Annotated in this window: 17 protein-coding genes; 9 read left to right on the top strand and 8 right to left on the bottom strand. The window is 54.7% G+C overall.

The features are described from left to right. Nucleotides 1-125: 125 nt before the first annotated feature. Nucleotides 126-377, bottom strand: coding sequence for a hypothetical protein (locus IXC47_RS08525; protein WP_195875304.1), 252 nt, complete (start codon nucleotides 375-377; stop codon nucleotides 126-128). A gap of 230 nt (nucleotides 378-607) precedes the next feature. On the opposite strand from IXC47_RS08525, the gene IXC47_RS08520 reads away from it, so the two are divergent. Next, on the top strand, nucleotides 608-1,624 hold the full coding sequence (locus tag IXC47_RS08520) for a glycosyltransferase family 2 protein (protein ID WP_195875303.1): 1,017 nt from the start codon (nucleotides 608-610) through the stop codon (nucleotides 1,622-1,624). A gap of 101 nt (nucleotides 1,625-1,725) precedes the next feature. On the opposite strand, the gene IXC47_RS08515 is transcribed toward IXC47_RS08520, so the two are convergent. After that, nucleotides 1,726-2,079 carry a DUF4148 domain-containing protein gene (locus IXC47_RS08515; protein ID WP_195875302.1) on the bottom strand — a complete coding sequence of 118 codons (354 nt, stop codon included), beginning with the start codon at nucleotides 2,077-2,079 and terminating at the stop codon, nucleotides 1,726-1,728. 198 nt (nucleotides 2,080-2,277) lie between these two features. Between IXC47_RS08515 and IXC47_RS08510 the strand changes: the two genes are divergently transcribed. Beyond that, entirely contained in the window at nucleotides 2,278-2,949 is a 672-nt protein-coding gene (locus tag IXC47_RS08510) for a heavy metal response regulator transcription factor (RefSeq protein ID WP_195875301.1), read from the top strand. Continuing rightward, complete coding sequence (locus tag IXC47_RS08505) at nucleotides 2,946-4,346, top strand: heavy metal sensor histidine kinase (protein ID WP_195875300.1); 1,401 nt, start codon at nucleotides 2,946-2,948, stop codon at nucleotides 4,344-4,346. Before IXC47_RS08510 ends, IXC47_RS08505 begins: the two co-directional genes overlap by 4 nt. A 46-nt stretch (nucleotides 4,347-4,392) precedes the next feature. On the opposite strand, the gene frc (IXC47_RS08500) is transcribed toward IXC47_RS08505, so the two are convergent. Together frc (IXC47_RS08500) and IXC47_RS08495 are read right to left on the bottom strand one after the other, a co-directional pair. Next, nucleotides 4,393-5,643: a formyl-CoA transferase gene (gene frc, locus IXC47_RS08500; protein ID WP_175626478.1), complete on the bottom strand. Its 1,251-nt coding sequence runs from the start codon at nucleotides 5,641-5,643 to the stop codon at nucleotides 4,393-4,395. A gap of 315 nt (nucleotides 5,644-5,958) precedes the next feature. After that, nucleotides 5,959-6,918, bottom strand: coding sequence for a GlxA family transcriptional regulator (locus IXC47_RS08495; RefSeq protein ID WP_195875398.1), 960 nt, complete (start codon nucleotides 6,916-6,918; stop codon nucleotides 5,959-5,961). A gap of 267 nt (nucleotides 6,919-7,185) precedes the next feature. On the opposite strand from IXC47_RS08495, the gene frc (IXC47_RS08490) reads away from it, so the two are divergent. Further along, complete coding sequence (gene frc, locus IXC47_RS08490) at nucleotides 7,186-8,421, top strand: formyl-CoA transferase (RefSeq protein ID WP_195875299.1); 1,236 nt, start codon at nucleotides 7,186-7,188, stop codon at nucleotides 8,419-8,421. A gap of 96 nt (nucleotides 8,422-8,517) precedes the next feature. Here frc (IXC47_RS08490) and IXC47_RS08485 read toward each other — a convergent pair whose 3' ends face one another. Next, complete coding sequence (locus IXC47_RS08485; protein ID WP_195875298.1) at nucleotides 8,518-9,912, bottom strand: DEAD/DEAH box helicase; 1,395 nt, start codon at nucleotides 9,910-9,912, stop codon at nucleotides 8,518-8,520. 404 nt (nucleotides 9,913-10,316) lie between these two features. Continuing rightward, nucleotides 10,317-11,105 carry an enoyl-ACP reductase FabI gene (gene fabI, locus IXC47_RS08480; protein ID WP_175626481.1) on the bottom strand — a complete coding sequence of 263 codons (789 nt, stop codon included), beginning with the start codon at nucleotides 11,103-11,105 and terminating at the stop codon, nucleotides 10,317-10,319. 269 nt (nucleotides 11,106-11,374) lie between these two features. Here fabI and IXC47_RS08475 point away from each other — a divergent pair, with 269 nt between their 5' ends. The 4 genes from IXC47_RS08475 to IXC47_RS08460 are packed head-to-tail and all read left to right on the top strand — an operon-like array spanning nucleotide 11,375 to nucleotide 16,899. Continuing rightward, nucleotides 11,375-13,195, top strand: coding sequence for an extracellular solute-binding protein (locus IXC47_RS08475; RefSeq protein ID WP_195875297.1), 1,821 nt, complete (start codon nucleotides 11,375-11,377; stop codon nucleotides 13,193-13,195). 10 nt (nucleotides 13,196-13,205) lie between these two features. Beyond that, nucleotides 13,206-14,270 (top strand): microcin C ABC transporter permease YejB, encoded by a 1,065-nt coding sequence (locus IXC47_RS08470; protein ID WP_175626483.1) that lies wholly within the window; start codon nucleotides 13,206-13,208, stop codon nucleotides 14,268-14,270. Continuing rightward, a complete protein-coding gene (locus IXC47_RS08465; RefSeq protein WP_195875296.1) occupies nucleotides 14,267-15,310 on the top strand; it encodes an ABC transporter permease in 1,044 nt (347 codons plus the stop codon). The genes IXC47_RS08470 and IXC47_RS08465 overlap by 4 nt, the downstream gene beginning before the upstream one ends. Further along, a complete protein-coding gene (locus IXC47_RS08460) occupies nucleotides 15,307-16,899 on the top strand; it encodes an ABC transporter ATP-binding protein (protein ID WP_195875295.1) in 1,593 nt (530 codons plus the stop codon). The genes IXC47_RS08465 and IXC47_RS08460 overlap by 4 nt, the downstream gene beginning before the upstream one ends. Nucleotides 16,900-16,929: 30 nt before the next feature. Here the strand turns inward: IXC47_RS08460 and IXC47_RS08455 are convergent, their stop codons facing one another. Together IXC47_RS08455 and gloB are read right to left on the bottom strand one after the other, a co-directional pair. Further along, nucleotides 16,930-18,513 carry a transglycosylase SLT domain-containing protein gene (locus IXC47_RS08455; protein WP_230089463.1) on the bottom strand — a complete coding sequence of 528 codons (1,584 nt, stop codon included), beginning with the start codon at nucleotides 18,511-18,513 and terminating at the stop codon, nucleotides 16,930-16,932. Between the two features lie 249 nt (nucleotides 18,514-18,762). Continuing rightward, nucleotides 18,763-19,533: a hydroxyacylglutathione hydrolase gene (gloB, locus tag IXC47_RS08450; RefSeq protein WP_175626856.1), complete on the bottom strand. Its 771-nt coding sequence runs from the start codon at nucleotides 19,531-19,533 to the stop codon at nucleotides 18,763-18,765. Between the two features lie 4 nt (nucleotides 19,534-19,537). On the opposite strand from gloB, the gene IXC47_RS08445 reads away from it, so the two are divergent. Continuing rightward, nucleotides 19,538-20,317: a class I SAM-dependent methyltransferase gene (locus IXC47_RS08445; protein ID WP_195875294.1), complete on the top strand. Its 780-nt coding sequence runs from the start codon at nucleotides 19,538-19,540 to the stop codon at nucleotides 20,315-20,317. Nucleotides 20,318-20,319: the final 2 nt, after the last annotated feature.

Genomic DNA, 20,319 nt, shown 5'->3' with positions numbered 1-20,319 from the left:
ATTTGGATAGAATAGGGGCTTCGTAGTGGTACTCACCCTGGTAAAGCTAAATCGTGGATATCCCCGTCAAGAAATACTTCGCCTTCGCCGTCTTGGTCATGTTTGCATTCGTGACCAACGTTGGCTTATGGAGCGATGATCATTTCAATTGGCTGACCCACGAACTCGAACACAGCGTCAATGTAGTGCCTGATACTGCCACTGCCGATTTTGTATTGCTGCACCAGACCGAGTTGGCGGATGGCACTGACGCAAGCAATTCCATCGCGGTCGAACATGAATTGCTGCATGCGGCGAGTCACCTGCAGCTTTTCCTCGGTATCAGTACGCAGCTCGCCTTCCTGCCGGCAGAGAAATCCGCCGGCGCCTGTTTTCATCTGGTCCAGTCTCCTTGCACAACTGCTGACGCGCCTTTCCGTCCTCCCCGTTTTTCCCCTGTCCTGAGCTAGTAATCCGTCCGTCGTTGCGGACGCGTGTTACCTGGCCTCAATCTCAAAACAATGCAGTGCATCCTGGCCGGACTTCATCCGGTTGTATTGGAGGACGCTGCATGCGCAGCATTTGCAGCACGGCATACGTATAGCTGAAAAAATATAAAGAGATTCAGATGGAAAATTTGCATCCTATTCACGGGCTTGATGGGAGTGGCTTGTCGTCGTACAAACTGACAGTAGTGGTGCCGCTTTTTAATGAAGAAAGCGTATTGCCCTTGTTCCATGCGCGACTGGAAAGTGTGTTGGAAAGTATCCAGCATGACTGGGAAATCATCTATGTAGATGACGGCAGCACCGATCAATCACCCCTTATCCTGCAGCAAATAAAGGCTGCCAATGCACGCGTTGGCGTGGCCCGTTTTACGCGGAATTTCGGCAAGGAAGAAGCGATGAGTGCGGGCCTGAGCCTGGCAAGCGGCGACGCCGTCATCATCATAGACGCAGACTTGCAAGACCCGCCCGAGCTGATACCGGCGATGCTGGATGCCTGGCTGGCCGGTGCCGACATCGTCAATATGCGCCGGTTGCAGCGCAGCGGTGAGTCGTGGTTCAAGAAGGCGACCGCACATGCTTTTTATCGCGTCATCAACCGCCTGAGTGAAGTACCGGTGCCGGAAGATGTCGGCGATTTCCGTTTGCTCAGCCGGCGCGCGGTTGATGCGCTGAATTTGCTCGAAGAAAGAAACCGCTTCATGAAGGGTTTGTTCGCATGGATAGGTTATCGCAATGTGACGCTGGACTATAACCGCGATGCGCGGGTGGCGGGCAAGAGCAAATGGCAGTACTGGCGACTCTGGAATTTTGCACTGGAGGGGATTACCGGCTTTTCGGTTGCGCCGCTGAAGATTGCTACTTATCTCGGTTTGGCTTGTGCCGGCATTACTTTTATTTACGCGGCTTACTTCTTCCTTAAAACCTTGTTGGTCGGCGAATCAGTAAAGGGTTTTCCCACCCTCATCGTGACTGTGATGATCCTCGGTGGCCTGCAGTTAATGGCGATAGGGATTATCGGTGAGTACCTGGGGCGGCTGTTTGTTGAAAGCAAACGGCGGCCGCTTTACCTGCTGGAGGAGTATGACGCGCCGAGGGCATCGGAAGACCTGCATGCGTACCGCGAGCAGCGGAAGTGATGCGGATGTGCGCAGGATGGTACTGCGGACGGAAAAATAAAAAGGGGGCAGATGCACTTCCGGATCTGCCCCTGCTATGCAATATGCCATCTGGCGCCAGCTTAGCCGCTGTACAACTCTCTGTCGATACGCTTGCTTTCGCCGCTGCGTTTGCTTTGTTCCAGCTCTTTTTTGATTTGCTCGCGTGTCTTGGTGCTTTTTTCTTGCGGCAGGACCGGATAGTCACTATCACGAACCGACATCAGCCCTTTTTCATACGCTTCTTGCAGTTCGCGTTTTACTTCGGCACGTGTTTTAGCCGGGCCGTAGGACTGGAGTACCGGATAGTTGGATTCCTCGGCCTGTGCGATTTGCGCGCTGCTTGCATGACTGGCATTTGCAGCAGGGATAAAGGCGATGCCGGCAACGATAGAGAGTGCAGTCGCTGCGATGATTTTTGTATTGAGGTGTTTCATTTTATTTCTCCAGATAAAAGGTTGTGGTCATGAATCTCTGCGCTATGTTGCTTGTACTCCTTGCGGTTCAACGTATCGATGACTGCAGTGTAGGAAGGCAGTGCGCACACAGACATGACGACAGCTTTACAAATTTGTAATCCATCCGCGGTTTGCTATCAGCGAGAATCCGGATTCATACAAGACGGGAAGTGGTGCATGAAAATACTTTTGGTTGAAGATGAAATCAAATCGGGCGAGTACCTGCGCAAGGGGTTGCGTGAAGCAGGTTTTGTGGTTGATTGGGCGCGGGATGGTGCAGATGGTTTACACCTTGCGCTGCAGGATAGCTATGACCTGGTCATTCTTGATGTGATGTTGCCGGTATTCGATGGCTGGCATTTGCTGCGCGAGCTGCGCAAGACACGTGACACGCCTGTGCTCTTCCTCACCGCGCGCGACGAAGTCGAAGATCGGGTCAAAGGGCTGGAATTGGGCGCAGACGATTATCTGGTCAAGCCTTTCTCGTTTATGGAACTGACAGCCCGGGTACGCACTTTGTTAAGGCGCGGCCCGGTACGCGAATCAGGCCTGATCGAGATAGCTGATATGCAGATCGACGTATTGAAGCGCCGGGTGATGCGGAACGGTGAACGGATAGACTTGACGGTCAAGGAGTTTGCGCTATTGCACCTGTTGGCACAGCGTCGCGGCGAAGTGCTGTCGCGCTCGGTCATCGCTTCGCAGGTGTGGGATATGAACTTCGATAGCGATACCAATGTGGTGGATGTCGCGGTACGCCGCTTGCGCGCCAAACTGGATGATGCGTATGCGCACAAGCTGATACAGACAGTGCGCGGTATCGGTTATGTGCTGGAGGCGGGAGAATGAAGCTGATCCGGCATATGTCCCTGACGACCAGGATAGGTTTGTTGTTCTTCCTGGTCGCCATCTTCACTTTTATTGCCGTGGGTACGTATTTGTATCGCTCCTTGTTCAATCAGCTGGAGTATCGCGATGATCAGGAATTGATAGGGAAGATTACGCTGATGCGCCATCTGGTCGAAGAGTCGGGAAGCAGCGCGGCGATACGCGCCAACCCGCATGCCTTTCTGGATGCCGCCGCCCATCATGACCGCCTGATCGTCATGCTGAAGGAAATGAATGGAGAGACCATCCTGCATACGAATGCTGACCAGGGGCATTTGCCTGTGATTTCGGTATTGCCTGCCGATATGGCGGTCACGCAAAAGGCCATCACTTTGCTGTGGACTTCCCATGGTTTGGCCGCGCGCGCAATTGCAACCAAAAGCAGATTGATGAACGGTGAGCAAATACTCATCGTGGTGGCACGTACGGCGTCGGATCGCATGGAGTTACTGAAGGCTTACCGGATGGAAGTGTGGATAGCGGCGTTGGCCGGAACCCTGCTGGTGGCAATTTCTGGCTACTTTCTGGTGCGGCGTGGCTTGCGTCCGCTACGTATGATTGCGGCGCAAGCCCGATCCGTCACTGCGCATAAATTGGATAAGCGGCTTGATATTGCTTCGGCTCCTCAAGAGCTGCATGACCTGGTGCAAGCGTTTAATGCGATGCTGGATAGACTGGATAGTAGCTTTCAACGGCTCAGTCAGTTTTCCGCCGACCTCGCACATGATTTGCGTACGCCTATCAACAACCTGATGGTGCAGACGCAGGTGGCGCTGGTGCAGGCGAGGAGCGTGGAGGATTACCAGACGCTGCTGATCTCCAATGTGGAGGAGTATGAGCGGCTGGCGCGCATGGTAGAAAGCATGTTGTTCCTGGCGCGCGCCGAACATACGCATGTAGTGGTGAATAAAAGCGTGGTTTCACTGGCGGAAGAGTTGCAGCGTATCGCTGATTACTTTGAAGGCCTGGCGGAAGAAGCGGGGGTACGGATAGCAGTCCACGCGCAAGGCAAGGTCTATGCAGATGCCATCCTGCTGCGACGCGCACTCGGTAATCTGGTGGCGAACGCGATCCGTTATACCCCGCGCGGAGAAGTTATTTCACTGCATGGTGAGACCAGGACAGACGGTGCCACGATACGTATCGTCAATCCTGGCCCCGGGATTGCGACAGAACACATCCCACATCTGTTTGATCGCTTTTACCGTGCTGATGCAGCACGGTCCAACACAGCGAGTTCGGCTGGATTGGGTCTGGCGATAGTGCAATCCATCATGACCCTGCATGGTGGTAAAGTCGCGGTGCGCAGTGAAAAAGATGGTCTGACGGTGTTTGCACTGATATTCCCTGCCAAATAAAAAGCCCCGTCGTAACGGGGCTGTTTGCTCGATCAGTAACGCTGGCTTACACCGCTTCTGCGCTGTGGATCTCGGCGATTTGCTCGGCCGAGTACCCCAGTTCTGCCAGTACTTCATCAGTGTGCTCACCCAGCAGCGGCGAACCTGTGATTTCCACGGTGGCACCGGACATCTTGATCGGGCTGCCGACGGTCAGGTATTTACCGCGGACTTTGTGCTCGACTTCGACGATGGACTTGCTACGACGCAGCGATTCGTCATACGCAATTTCTTTCATCGACAAGACCGGGCCGCAAGGGATGTCGAATTTGCGCAGGATTTCAATTGCTTCGAACTTGGTTTTATCTGCCAGCCAGGTTTCGATGTAGCCAAAGATATCGAAGATCTTGTCTTGACGTGCTTTGGCGGTCGCATACGCAGGATCGTTGACCCATTCAGGTTTGCCAATCGCGCGTGCAGTTGCTTCCCATGCCGTGCCCTGGATGGTGAAGTAGATGTAAGCGTTCGGATCTTGTTCCCAGCCTTTGCATTTCAGGATCCAGCCTGGCTGACCGCCGCCGCCGGCGTTACCACCGCGTGGTACGACGTCGGTGAAAGTGCCGTGCGGGTACTGTGGATATTCTTCCAGTACACCGGTGCGTTCCAGGCGCTGCTGGTCGCGCAGTTTGACGCGGCACAGGTTCAATACGGCATCCTGCATCGAGACGGCAACCTTTTGCCCGAGACCGGTCAGGTGACGATGCTGGAGTGCAGCGAGGATACCGATGGTCAGATGCATGCCGGTGTTGCTGTCGCCGAGTGCCGCGCCGCTGATGGTCGGTGGGCCGTCCCAGAAACCGGTAGTGGTTGCCGCACCACCTGCTGCCTGTGCCACGTTATCGTAGACCTTCAAGTCTTCATAGAAGTGACCATCGCTGAAACCTTTGACCGATGCCAGAATCAGGCGCGGGTTCAGGCTCTGGATGTGCTCCCAGGTGAAGCCCATGCGATCCAACGCGCCTGGTGCGAAGTTCTCGATCATGATGTCCGAGGTACGGATCAGTTTTTCCAGCACTTCCTTGCCCGCTGCTTTCTTGGTGTCCAGTGTGAGTGAACGTTTGTTGCTGTTCAACATGGTGAAGTACAGGGCATCGGCATCTGGAATGTCGCGCAGGGAAGTGCGCGTTGCATCGCCGGAACCTGGACGTTCTACCTTGATGACGTCGGCACCGAACCACGCCAATTGCTGGGCACAGGAAGGACCGGCCTGGACGTGGGTAAAGTCGATAATCTTGATGCCGTCTAATGGCTTACTCATGATATGCATTCCTTTTAATCGTTTGCTTGGCTGGATTGGCATTTTCGGTAGCTAGTCTTGAAAGCGCCTGTTCCAGATAAAAATCACCACTTGAACAAGACGTCTGCGGAGCAGCTGCAAGGCGCTTATCGGATGGTTCGAAAACGATTCTGCACAGTATGGAAAGGCATTGCCACGCCTATTTTTGGCTTGTCCGTAGAAGGTGGAAGCGCGTCATGACATGAGCGCAGATGTGGCTGAAAATGATCTATGTATAAAAAATGGCCATGTGGGTAAATGGCTGAAAAACGACATTTGACGAAATTTCGCCGGGCGCTATTCCTTAGCGGCGAAGCGCCGCCGATACTCGGCCGGGCCTATCGAAATCCGCCGCATAAACGCTTTACGCATCGCATCCAGGCTGCTGAAGCCACAGCGTTGCGCTATGCGTTTCAGTGGCTGCTTTTGTTCTTCTATGAGGCGACGTGCGTGGTCCAGCCTGGCAGCTTCGACGAAGGAGGCGGGCGTGCTGCCGCTTTCCGCTTTAAAGATGCGGGAGAAACTGCGCTCACTCATGCGTGCACGTTCGGCCAGTGCAGGCACTGACAAATCAGCGCGTAAATTGGCGAGTACATACGCTTGTATGTGGCCGATCGCCGAACCTTCCGTTTGTTGTGCTGCGAGGTGGGTACTGTATTGCGATTGACCGCCTGGCCGTTTGACGAACATCACCATCTCGCGCGCGACCCTGAGCGCCAGTTCACGGCCGTAATCCTCTTCCACCATCGCTAATGCCAGATCCATGCCGGCAGTGACACCAGCTGAGGTGTAGAGCTGACCGTCGCGCAGGTAGATGCAATCCGGATCGACTTCGGTGTGTGGGAACATGGCGGCGAGTTTTTCTGCGCTGTTCCAATGCGTGGTGATGCGTTTGCCTTCGAGCAGGCCTGCCATCCCGAGTATCAATGCACCGGTGCAAACCGAACCCATGCGTCGCACATTCTTCGCACGTTTGCGCAGCCACGCATCGCGTGTGCTGTTCTCTGTGATGACGTCGGTATCCGGACTGCCCGCCACCAGTAGCGTATCGATGTTGCCTCTGTATGTTTGCAGTGTGGCGTCGGGTGTGACCTGCAAGCCGGACGAAGATTTGAACGGGCCGGATTCGGTACCTATGATGTGTACACGATAGGCGGAGGCGTCATTGAGTTGGCGCGCCGCTTCCATGAACACATCGGCAGGACCGGCGATGTCGAGTAATTGCACGCCCGGAAAGGCGAGGATGGCGACCTGGATAGTCATAGGCTAGGAAGTAAACCAATTTGGCGGAAAACGACGTAAATATACAGTTTCCGCCAATTCTTTAACAGTTCAAAATAAACGGCATACCGGATGACATGGTCATCGCGACTACCGGGCTGGTCGCGTGTATGGCCATAGAGCATCCCTATTAAATCCCGGCAGCGCATGCAGATACGCAAACATGCTGTTGCCCGGCACAGGCTATCTTGCATGGAAGCCTGGCCTGGATTTCTCCATTTGAACTGAATTAAAGGAAGTACTATGAGTAAAGCGCTTGCAGGTCTCCGCATTCTTGATATGACCCACGTACAAGCCGGTCCTTCGGCTTCACAGTTGTTGGCATGGATGGGTGCGGACGTCATCAAACTTGAACCACCACAAGGCGACATCACACGCGGTCAGTTGCGTGACATTCCTGGTGTCGACAGTCTTTACTTTGGTACGCTGAATTGCAATAAGCGTTCTCTTACCGTGAACATGAAAACGGATGAGGGCAAGGCCATCTTCGCTGACCTCCTGACCAAGTGCGATGTGCTGATGGAAAACTTCGGCCCTGGTGTGCTGGACCGTTTTGGCTTTACCTGGGAGCGGGTGCACGCGATCAATCCTATGATCATCATGGCGTCTATCAAAGGCTTTGGTTCGACCGGTCCGTATGCCGATTTCAAAGCGTATGAAAACGTCGCGCAAGCCATGGGTGGCGCGATGGCGACCACCGGTTTCAGCGATGGGCCGCCGTGCGTGTCAGGCGCACAGGTCGGTGATTCCGGTACCGGCCTGCATTTTGTCATCGGCATCCTGGCTGCGCTGCATCACCGCGTGCAGTACGGCGAAGGACAGTACGTCGAAGTAGCGATGATGGATAGCGTACTGAATCTGATCCGTATGAAAATGCGCGATCACGAGCGTCTGCAAAGCGGACCCTTGCCCGAGTACTCGGTACCGACCGAAGGATTGTTTTCAGTGCCGCGTGGCGGTAATGATTCCGGCGGCGGCCAGTTGGGCAATGTCTTGTGGTGCGCGCGCGGTGGTGCCGAGGAATATCTGTACGTCGTGGTGCAGGAAGCCGTATGGCCTGCGCTGGCGAAGCTGGTGGGCGGCGAGCATTTGCTGGAAGATCCGCGCTTTGCCACTATCGATGGTCGTCGCGCCAATCAGCAGGCGATGTGGGCAATATTGAATGGCTTCGCCGCGCAATACACCAAGAGTGAACTGATGGCAGTGCTGAATGAAATCGATGTGCCTTGCGGCCCGGTGCTGTCTACTTCCGAGCTGGCAGAGAATGAACATTTGCATGCACGCGAAATGTATATCGAAGTCGATCATGCAAAGCGTGGCAAGTACTGGACGGTAGGGATGCCGATCAAGTTGTCGGCATCGCCCGCGGTTGTGACACCAGCGCCATTGCTGGGTGAGCATACGGATGAGATCCTGCAACAAGTGCTGGGTTATGACGCCTCTCGTATTGCGCAGCTGCGCATGGCCAAGGCGGTCTAGCGCGATAAATCAAAGTGTAAATAAAAAAGGCCGGGTCTTATGGACCCGGCCTTTTAGTTTGAAGTCAGCAAGACTTCAGTGCTGATTCAGTGTTGATTAACGCTCGCCAAATGGACGACGTGTCGCGCCTGCATCACCGGTACGTGGACCTTTGCCGTAGCTGTTGCCGTCTTTACGCGGTGCGTTAGGCTTGCTGAAGGTGCGTTGACCTGGTTTGGAGTTGCGGTTGTCGCCTGGTTTCCAGCCACCTGGTTTGTGGTTAGGACGCGAGGTCGACGCGCTGCGTTTTGGTTCAAAACCTTCGATGACTTCGACCGGGATCAATTGCTTGATGAAACGTTCGATACGTTTAACGTTCATGCTTTCTGCGTGGTTCACCAGCGATACTGCGATACCGTTACGACCGGCACGACCGGTACGACCGATACGGTGCACGTAGTCTTCCGGGAATTTTGGCAAATCGTAGTTGACGACGTGGGTGATGCCAGGAACGTCGATACCACGTGCAGCAACGTCAGTCGCTACCAATACGCGGATCTGGCCACGACGCAAGCCGTCCAGGGTGCGGTTACGCGCGCCCTGGTGCATGTCGCCGTGCAATGCAGCAGCAGCGAAACCAGCGATGTTCAGACGATCAGCGATGGTGTCTGCATCACGTTTGGTAGCGGTGAAGACCACAGCCTGATCCAGGGTTTCGTCGCGCAGCAGGTGGTCCAGCATGCGATTCTTGTGCGACAGGTCGTCAACGAAGTGGATGCATTGCTTGATGTTTTCGTGCTTGGTAGCGGAGCTGGCGATCTGGATGATCAATGGATCTTTGGTGATGCGTTTCGCCATGTTGCCGACCATACCGTCGAGGGTCGCCGAGAACAGCATGGTTTGACGGCCTTCCGGTGTTGCTGCGACGATTTTTTCGATGTCGTCGATAAAGCCCATGTCCAGCATACGATCTGCTTCATCCAGTACCAGGATTTGCAGTTGCGAGAAGTCGATCTTGCCCGATTCCATGTGGTCGATCAGACGACCAGGGGTTGCCACCAGAATTTCAGGATTACGCGACAACAATTGCATTTGTTTCGGGTAAGGCATACCACCCAGGATGGATACAGCCTTGACGCGTTTCATGAACGCGCCGTATTTGTCAGTCGATGTAGTAACTTGCAGTGCGAGTTCGCGGGTTGGGGTCAACACCAGCATTTTCGGTTGTGCAGGTTTGAAACGAGGGCGATCGCCACGTGAACGGGCCGATTGCGCTTCTTGGTTAGGAGTTCTGCCGGTTTGCGGCTGGTCGCCTTCGGAGGCGAATTTGTGCAGGGCAGGCAACATGAATGCTGCAGTCTTGCCGGAGCCTGTTTGCGACGAAACCATCATATCGCGGCCTTCAATTGCTGCAGGGATCGCCTGAGCTTGCACACCAGTTGGGGCTGTGTAGCCGGATTCGGTCAGTGCTTTGATGATGGACGCGTGGAGGCCTAGTGATTCAAAAGTCATTATTTTTCTTTCGTGTATATCAGCGCGACAGCGCGCATCGTGGATTGTGTCCACGATGAATGTCTGCGAGTGCGCAAAAAATGCAACGCTAACCAACGAAACAACTAAGAAAGCTCAGAGAGATTTCGGCACAAAAGCTTTGCGCCGGGACGGTGTTTAAGATTCAACACCAGAAGGCGGGAGGGCTTTATCGTTAATGCTAACGGGTTCGCGATGCTGCAAAGTGCGATGTCTGTACAAAGCACAGCGCGCATTATAGTACGGAATGCCCCTGCTGTCGAGTCATGTACTCGGATCGGCGGGCAGACACCGGAAGTGCTGCCTTGCCATCACTTGTGTCTCTGCCAATAAAAAACGCGGCAAAACCTCTGCCGCGTCCTTCATTTACACAGGGGAGGAATGAATTATTCCAGGCCGCCCATGCCGCCAACCACGTGCGAGAAGCCGCCGTCGACGTAAGTGATTTCACCTGTAATCCCGCCCGACAGGTCGGACAGGAGGAAGGCTGCGGTGTTGCCGACGTCTTCAATCGTGACGTTGCGACGCAGTGGTGCGTGATCCTTGACGAAGTTGAGGATCTTGCTGAAGTCCTTAATGCCGCTGGCTGCCAGCGTTTTGATCGGACCAGCCGAGATGCCGTTGACGCGTACGCCTTTCGGGCCCAGCGATTCAGCCATGTAACGAACGCTGGCTTCCAGCGACGCCTTGGCCAGGCCCATGGTGTTGTAGTTAGGCAGTGCGCGCATCGAACCGAGGTAGGTCAGGGTCAGCAATGCTGCGTTCGGGCGCAGCAAAGGCAGAGCTGCTTTAGCCATGGCTGGGAAGCTGTAAGCCGAAATATCGTGCGCAATTTTGAAGCCTTCACGCGAGATGCCGTCGAGGAAGTCACCGGCAATTGCTTCGCGTGGCGCAAAACCGATCGCGTGTACCAGGCCGTCGAGGTGATCCCAGGATTTGCCGAGGTCGGCAAACAAAGCGGTGATTTGCTCGTCGCTGCCGACGTCGCAATCGAATACCAGCGAGCTGTCGAATTCTTTGGCGAATTCGGTGATACGGTCCTTGAAGCGTTCACCGACATAGGTAAATGCGAGTTCAGCGCCTTCGCGCTTGCAGGCGGCAGCGATGCCGTATGCGATGGAGCGGTTCGATAACAAACCGGTGATGAGAATTTTTTTGCCTTGCAAAAATGCCATGAACGACTCCAGTGTCTTCTTAATTAGGTACGCGGGAATAAGCGCGGAATGGGCAAGATTGTAGGGGCTAGCAGGCGCAACGGCAACTTTTGTCTTGATTCTTTGCTTTTTCGGGCTTGGGCCGGGCTACATCGGCAGTGTCAGAGGGCGGCTGTTTCTGTAGAATAGCCAGAACGTCAATATTGGCTATCAGCATGTAATCAGCATCAATATCTGCATCAGCATCCATATGCGCAGGTATTTGTGTAATGAATTCCAGTGACAGGTGTATGGCTAAATTACTTCCTTCTTTTCTGCTGATCAGTTGCCTTTCCTTGCCTGGCTCCGCTGCCTTTGCCGCGCATGCATTCTCCCTCTACGACACGCCCAAATATCCGCCCGGCTTCACGCATTTTGATTTTGTGAATCCGGATGCGCCCAAGGGTGGCGAGTTATTCCTGGCCAATCCGGATCGTCGCACCAGCTTTGATAAATTCAATCCTTTCTCGATGAAAGGGGTGTCGGCAGCGGGTTTGACCACGCTGATGTTTGAAAGCCTGACCACCAACTCCAGCGGCAGTGAAGCGATTACCGATGAAGTCGCGACCATGTATGGTTTGCTGGCCGAGGATATGGAGCTGGCACCGGACCGCATGGCGATGACCTTCCGCCTGAATCCCAAGGCACGTTTCAATAATGGCGATCCGGTGCTGGCAGCAGACGTCAAACATTCCTTCGATACGCTGGTGGCCAAAGGCGCACCGCAGGTTAAATCCCTGCTTGAGAACGTGAAGCAATGCGTGGTGCTGAATGAGCGCACCGTGCGCTTCGACTTCAAGACGCTGAATCGTGAAATGCCATTGATCGTTGGCAGCGTGCCGGTGTTTTCGCGCAAATGGGCGGCGGGTACCGACTTCGACAAGATACAACTGACTGCGCCCATCACGACCGGTCCGTATCTGATCGACCGTTACGATACCGGTCGCTCCATCAGCTACAAGCTGAACCCGAATTACTGGGGCAAGGACATCCCGACGCGCAAAGGCATGTACAACTTCAATCGCATCAACTATCGCTTCTATAACGATAACGTGGCGAGACTGGAAGCCTTCAAGGCAGGCGAGTTCGACCTGGTGGTCGAGAATAGTGCCAAGAACTGGGCGCGCAGCTATATCGGCCCAAAATTCAATAACGGCAGCATCATCAAGCGCGAGCTGGCACATTCCAACGGCGCCGGCATGCAGGGTTTCCTGATGAATCTGCGCCGTCCGCAATTTCAGGATGTGCGGGTGCGCCAGGCGCTGGGGCTGGCACTCGACTATGAATGGATGAATCGCCAGCTCTTCTTCGGTTCCTATAAACGCATTTACTCTTTCTTCAATAACAGTCCGATGGCCGCAACCGGCCTGCCTTCGGCCGAAGAGCTGGTGTATCTGGAACCACTGCGTAAGAAACTGGATCCGGCCGTATTTGGTGCTGCACCGATCCCGCCTGACACCAATCCTCCCGGCTCGTTGCGTGCCAATTTGCTGAAAGCCGTAGAACTATTCCGTCAGGCTGGCTGGGAATACCGCGACGGCGCTTTGCGCAATGCCAAGGGCGAAGTGTTTGCATTTGAAATCATGGATGACCAGTCCGCGATGACACGTGTGATCGCTGTCTATGTACGCAACCTGCAAAAGCTGGGCATACAGGTGACGCAACGCACGGCTGACTATGCTTTGCTGCAAAAGCGCATGGAAGAGTTTGATTATGATATGACCAGCATCCGCTTCCCGGATGTCAGCACGCCGGGGAATGAAATGTTCGATATGTTTGGCTCCAAGGCAGCGGATGAAAAAGGCTCGAGTAATTTCTGGGGCCTGAAAGATCCGGCCGTCGATCGCCTGGTTGAAGGGCTGGTGGCCGCGGACAGCCGCTCCCAGCTGCAAGGGGCGGCACGCGCACTGGATAGGGTGCTGCTGAATAAATACATCGTGATCCCGCACTGGTATTCATCGACGCACAGGATCGCTTACTGGAATCGTTTTGGCATGCCGGGCAAGCTGCCGCTGTACTACCAGCCAGATCCGTATGTGATTTCAACCTGGTGGCAGGACAAAGCTAAATGAGGATGCCGCGATGAATCTGTGGTCTTACATAATCAAGCGCGTATTGCTGATGCTGCCCACTTTGCTGGGCGTGATCGCGATTACTTTTGCCGTGATCCAGTTCGTCCCCGGCGGACCGGTTGAGCAGGCACTGGTCGAACTGAAGGGACAGTTTGGTGCCGGAGGTGAAGCGGGCGGTGGTGGCGGTGGTGCGCAGTATCGCGGACGGCAGGGTATAGATGCGGAACGCGTGGCTGAGATCAAGGCGCTGTACGGTTTCGACAAACCGCCGATAGAACGCTTCTGGCAAATGCTGAAGGGCTTTGCCACCTTCGACCTCGGACAGAGCTTCTATCATCACAAGGATGTGTGGGAACTGGTGGTATCCAAATTGCCGGTATCGATCACGCTAGGGATGTGGACCTTCTTCCTGACCTATTTCATTTCGCTGCCGCTGGGCATCGCCAAAGCGGTGCGCGAAGGCAGTCGCTTTGATTCACTCACTACCATGGTGGTGCTGGTCGGTTATTCGATCCCGGGTTTTATCCTCGGCGTGTTCCTGCTGGTGATGTTTGGCGGTGGCAGCTTTGTACAGTGGTTCCCCTTGCGCGGGCTGACCTCGGATAACTGGGAACAGCTGTCGCTGATCGGCAAGGTGCTTGATTACCTGTGGCACATCGCCTTGCCGGTAACGGCATCGGTCGCAGGTTCGTTTGCGGTGATGACCATGCTGACCAAGAACACCTTCCTCGAAGAAATCCGCAAACAGTATGTGCTGACTGCGCGTGCCAAAGGCCTGAGCGAAAACAAGGTGCTGTACAAGCATGTCTTCCGCAATGCGCTGATTCCCCTGGTGACCGGTTTTCCGGCGGCCTTCATCGGTGCATTCTTCACCGGCAGCTTGCTGATCGAAACCCTGTTCTCGCTCGATGGCCTCGGTTTGCTGTCGTATGAATCGGTGATACGACGCGATTATCCGGTAGTGATGGGGACGCTGTATCTCTTCACATTGATAGGGCTGGTGGTCAAGTTGCTGGGCGACCTTTGCTATGTCTGGGCTGATCCGCGCCTGCAGTTTGAAAGCCTGAACTCATGAACGAACTTGCTACCGCAGCACCGGTTTCACCGGGACGCCGGGTCTGGCTGCGCTTTAAAAAGAATCGTCGTGGCTACTGGAGCCTGATTATATTCAGTGTGCTGGTGCTCATCAGTTTACTGGCCGAAGTGCTGTCGAACGACAAACCACTGGTGGCGAAGTACAACGGCGAGCTGGTATTCCCGATACTGAAGACCTATTCGGAAAAGAAATTCGGCGGTGATTTTGAGTCGCCAGCAGATTATCTCGATCCGTTTATCCGCGAGCAGTTCGAGAAAGATGGCAACTGGGCGATCTATCCATTGAACCGCTATCGCTATGACACCCTGAATTACTTTGCGACCTCGCCGAATCCGGCACCACCTTCTGCCGAGAACTGGCTGGGTACCGATGATCGCGGGCGTGATGTAGTGGCCCGCTTGTTGTACGGTTTCCGTGTCTCTGTGTTGTTCGGCCTGGCGCTGACGTTCACTGGAGTGTTGCTGGGCTTGGTTACAGGTGCGATCCAGGGCTACTTCGCGGGCAAGACGGATTTGTTCTTCCAGCGCTTCATGGAAATCTGGGGCGCGATGCCTGAGCTGTATCTGCTGATCATCTTCGCTTCCATTTTCCAACCCAGCATAGGTTTGCTGCTGATCCTGTTGTCACTGTTTGGATGGATGGGTTTGTCGGATTATGTGCGTGCCGACTTCCTGCGTAACCGCAACCTGGAATATGTACAGGCGGCACGTGCACTCGGTTTGTCGAATGGCCAAATCATCTGGCGTCACGTCTTGCCGAACAGCCTGACGCCGGTCGTGACCTTTTTACCGTTCCGCATGAGCGGTGCGATCCTGGCTTTGACCAGCCTGGACTTCCTTGGACTCGGCGTACCAGCAACGACTGCCAGCCTCGGTGAATTGCTGGCACAGGGTAAAAACAATCTGGATGCGTGGTGGATCGCCTTGTCTACCTTTGTGGTGCTGACCATGATGCTGCTCTTGCTGACGAACATAGGCGATGCCTTGCGTAACTCGCTGGATGTGCGGAGGAAAGCATGAGCCTGCTCGATATACAAAACCTGCAGGTGTCCTTCGATACCAGCAAGGTGGTCAACGAAGTCAGCTTCAGCATTGCTGCCGGTGAAAAATTTGCGCTGGTCGGTGAGTCCGGTTCTGGCAAAACGGTGACCGCACTGTCCTTGTTGCGCCTGAATCAGGATGCGACTTACGGCGGCAAGATATTGTTTGAAGGTCAGGACATCCTGCAAAAGACCGAAGCAGCGATGCGCTCGGTGCGCGGTAATGACATCGCGATGATCTTCCAGGAGCCGATGACGGCACTGAATCCCTTGTTCACGATAGGCAATCAGATCGCGGAAGTGCTGATGTTGCATGAAGGCGTCAGTGCGAAAACGGCCGCCTTGCGTACCGTTGAATTGCTGGACAAGACCGGCATCCCTGAGCCGCAACGACGCGCCTTGTCTTATCCGCATGAATTGTCTGGCGGCCAGCGTCAGCGCGCGATGATAGCGATGGCATTGGCGTGCAAGCCCAAGCTGCTGATTGCCGATGAACCGACCACCGCACTCGACGTCACGATACAGGTGCAAATCGTTGAGCTGCTGAATCAGTTGCAGCGCGAAGAGAATATGGCCGTGCTGATGATTACGCATGACCTGAACCTGGTGCGCCACTTTGCAGATCGCGTCGGCGTGATGGAAAAAGGGCGCTTGCTGGAAGTGGCGACGACACAGCAATTATTCAGCGCACCGCGCGAGGCCTATACCAAGAAACTGCTGGCCAGCCAGCCGCATCAATTGGTGAATGTGGTGAGTGCGGCGGCGACGCCCTTGCTGCAGGCCGAGCAGGTCAGCTGTACCTTCGATATAAAAAAAGGCTGGTTCAAGAAACTGCCTTTTGTCGCCGTCGATCAGGTCGACGTGCAGGTCAGGCCGGGCGAGACGCTGGGCATAGTCGGTGAATCCGGTTCCGGTAAATCAACGCTGGGTCTGGCTTTGCTGCGCCTGTCGAGTGCGCATGTAAAAGGTGAAATCAGTTTTGCAGGGCAGTCGATTACCAGCAAGAGTCGCGACGCCTTGCGTCCTTTACGTGCGCGCATGCAGATCGTGTTCCAGGATCCGTTTGCTTCGCTGTCACCGCGTCGTACGGTCGAGCAGATAGTCGGTGAAGGACTGGCTTTGCATCAGCCGCAGCTCGGGCCGCATGGCATACGCAAAGCGGTGGCAGATGGTTTGCAGGAAGTGGGTTTATCTGCGGAAATGATGACGCGTTACCCGCACGAATTCTCCGGCGGACAGCGGCAGCGGATTGCGATTGCGCGTGCGCTGGTGCTGAAGCCTGATTTGATTTTGCTGGATGAGCCTACTTCTTCACTGGACGTCTCGGTGCAGCATCAGGTCTTGTTGCTGTTGGCCGATCTGCAGAAGAAATACGGCATGGCTTATATCTTCATCAGCCACGACCTGGCCGTGATACGCGCCATGGCGCATCGTGTGATGGTGATGAAAGACGGCAAGGTAGTGGAGCAGGGCCTGACGCAAACTGTGTTGTCCAAACCAACTGAAGCTTATACCCAGCGCCTGCTGGCTGCTTCGGTCTATGCCCGTCCTGATGAGGTGGTGGTGTAAGCGTCGATGACGACGCTTACTTGAGCTTGTTTACTTCAGATTGATTTTGCCGCTGGCGGATGCAACGTTGATTTTGGCTGGTGCCTTGTTACCAGATTTGTTGGAAGCGACTGTGGTTTTGGCTTTGCTCGATTTGGCAGGGCTACGGCTAGCCTGCTTGGTGGATTTCGCTACAGCCTTGCTCGGTGCTGCTTTGGATTTGTTGTTGCTTGCGACGGCTGCTTTGTACGGTACGTGCAATTCCAGTTTCTGACCGCTGGCCAGTTTGTCGTGGCTCAGGTTGTTCCATGACTTGATTTGCGCGATCGTGACCTTGTAGCGGCTTGCCAGCGTATTGATGGTGTCCTTTTTCTTGACGGTCACATTGATGCGCTTGGTATCCGGTACGTCCGGTGCCATCGCCAACGTCGCATTGTCGGCGACTTCCTGGGTAATGTCTTTTTGTGCAGTTTCGTCAGTGCGTGGTACCAGCACGGTCGAGCCAGCCTTCAACACCATCTTCGGCGGAATATTGTTCACCTCGCGTATGACTTGCGGCGTGGTGTGGAATTTCGCGGCGATGGTTTCTATGCGTTCACGTGCGCCGGTCACCTTGTGCGCGGTCCATGACGACAGTGCATGGCTCCATTTCGCCAGGTTAGCCTTGAACTTCTCGGCATTGCTTTGCGGCAGCAGGATTTGCGTGTTGCTGCTACCGGTAATCACAGGGCGGTTGAATTGCGGATTCAGTGCCTTGAATTCATCCATGGGCAACTCAGCCAGTTGCGCCGCCAGCTTGACGTCGATGTCGCGGGTTTTGGCGATGCTGACGAAGTAAGGCTGATTATCGACCTTCAGCAGGGTAATGCCGTAGGCGTCTGGTGTAGCGATGATGTTCTTGACCGCTTGCAGCTTCGGTACATAGTTACGGGTTTCTGCTGGCATGTAGGCCGACAGGCTGTTGAAGTCGGTGCCTACGCCTGCTGCTTCTGCTTTCTTGATGGCGCGCTGAACCGAGCCTTCGCCCCAGTTGTACGCCGCCAGCGCCAGTTGCCAGTCGCCGAACATGCCATACAGTTTTTGCAGGTAAGTCAGCGCAGCATCAGTCGAGGCCAGCACGCTGCGACGCTCATCCTTGAACATATTCTGTTTTAGGTTGAAGTCGCGACCAGTCGATGGAATGAATTGCCACATGCCTGCCGCTTTGGCGGTCGAATAGGCTTGCGGGTTGAATGCGGATTCGATGAACGGCAGCAGTGCCAGTTCTGTCGGCATGCCGCGTTTTTCCAGTTCTTCAACCACGTGGTACAGATACAGCGAAGCACGTTTGGTGGTGCGGCCGATGTAATCAGGGCGCGAGCTGTACCAGATGGTCTGGTTGATCACCAACTGGTTGTCGGTCAGGTCAGGTATGCCAAAGCCCTTGCGGATACGCCCCCAGACGTCATCTTCACCGGTGACGACAAATTCACTGAGGGGATCGTTGGCGAGGGAGGGATTGTCTTGCAGGGCTGCGTCTTTTACCCAGTTGTAGGGCGGTAGCGAGAGATCGCTGGCGTGGGAGAGGCCGGCGAAGCTTAGCAGGACGGCGGCGGTGATGGTTTTGTAGGGCACTTTAAAATCGGATGTAGGCATGGGATCTCGCAAAATTACCGACCCATGAGCAGCCGGTTGAAAAGGATAATGGCCGAGTGTAAGTAATGCGCATTTTGCTAGTCAAGACAATTTACACAACAGCTAGTGTTTATCGCCCGTTTTTACACTAAAGGCAGATATCAAAAAGATAATATTTCTCTCGAAAAACCGGCGTTTGCCGGTCTTTGCTTGCTCATGGGGAATTATTCGGGGTGTTGATAAGAAAATACTGAAATTGCTGGCAGCCTGCTAGAAGTTATTTTTCCACTCGCGCAGGGCGGCGAAGACGGTGACCGGATCGCCATTTTGGGCTTTGCCATTGGCTACCATGTGCTGCGCTATCGCCGGGACACGCGCACGCAGGAAGGGATTGGTCGATTTCTCCAGGCCGATATTCGACGGTACGGTCGGGATATTTTGCTTGCGTTTGGCCTGTTCCGCCTCGAAGCGGGCTGCCAGTGCGGTATTGGCTGGTTCTGCCGCCAGCGCAAAGCGCAGGTTGGAGATGGTGTATTCGTGTGCGCAGTAGACTTTGGTGTCATCCGGCAGCGCGGCTAGCTTGTCGAGCGAAGCCAGCATTTGCGTCGGCGTGCCTTCAAAGATGCGGCCGCAACCACCTGCGAACAGTGTGTCTCCGCAGAACAGCCAGCCTTGCTCTGGCGCGACGTAAGCAATGTGGCCCAGCGTGTGGCCGGGTACATGCAGGACCGACAATTTCAGGCCGAGTTCAGGAATGGTGACGCTATCGCCTTCATCCAGTGGCTGTGTGACGTTGGCGATAGGGTCTTTGCGCGGTGCATAGACCGGGACTTTGAAATGCTGCAACAAAGTAGATACACCGCCGACATGGTCACTATGGTGATGAGTCAGTAGAATAGCGACCAGAGAAAGTTTATGCGCTTCCAGCGCGGCAAGTATCGGTTGGGCATCGCCCGGATCAACCACGGCAGCATGGACGCCATCGTGGATAATCCACAGGTAATTGTCGTTAAAAGCGGGAACAGTCAGTACACTCAACATACGCATGGAAACATCTTCTACAGAAAAGTCCATTATATCCCTCGGCCCCTGGCTTGAGACAGCGACCGGCAACTATGTGCGGGATTGGGAACACGCGCGTCTGGATGAGTTGACTGTAGACATCTTTGGTTTCAACGCCACTCAGATCGGTTTGCCGCAAATCCAGGCCTTGCGTGCCAACCGCATGCCGCACACCTGGTTGACCGACACCGGCTTTCCGGCCAAGGGGCATGACAACGAAGCGAAGCCGCTGGTGGTGGTGCAGGATTTTGAAGAATTGCCGTATGCATCGGCCAGCATAGACCTGGTCATCCTGCCGCATGCCTTGGAGTTCGCGAAGGAGCCGCATCAGGTGCTGCGTGAAGTTGAACGTGTGCTGATCCCGGAAGGGCAGGTCATCATTTGCGGCTTTAATCCGTATAGCTTCTGGGGTGCACGCCAAATCATCGGACGTCTGAGCGAATCCTACTTTCTGCCGCAACAAGGTGAATTCATCAGCCTGCCACGCGTGAAGGATTGGCTGAAGTTATTGAATATGGAAGTCAGTGGCGGTTACTTCGGTTGCTATGCGCCGCCGTGTGAAACGCAGAAGTGGCTGGATCGCTTTAACTTCCTGGAAAACATAGGTGAGCGCTGGTGGCCTTACCTCGGTGCGGTCTACGTGGTGCAGGCAGTCAAGCGCGTGCGTGGCATGCACCTGATAGGCCCGGCCTGGAAAACACAAAAAGCCACTGCGCCGCAAGGCGTACCGGCGACCAACAAAATACATAAGTCACACAAGTAGCA

It is taken from the genome of Herminiimonas contaminans (assembly GCF_015645465.1).
Classification (GTDB): Bacteria; Pseudomonadota; Gammaproteobacteria; order Burkholderiales; family Burkholderiaceae_D; genus Oxalicibacterium; species Oxalicibacterium contaminans.
Note: the sequence above shows the minus strand (reverse complement) of the source record. Positions and strands in the feature narration are given on the sequence as shown.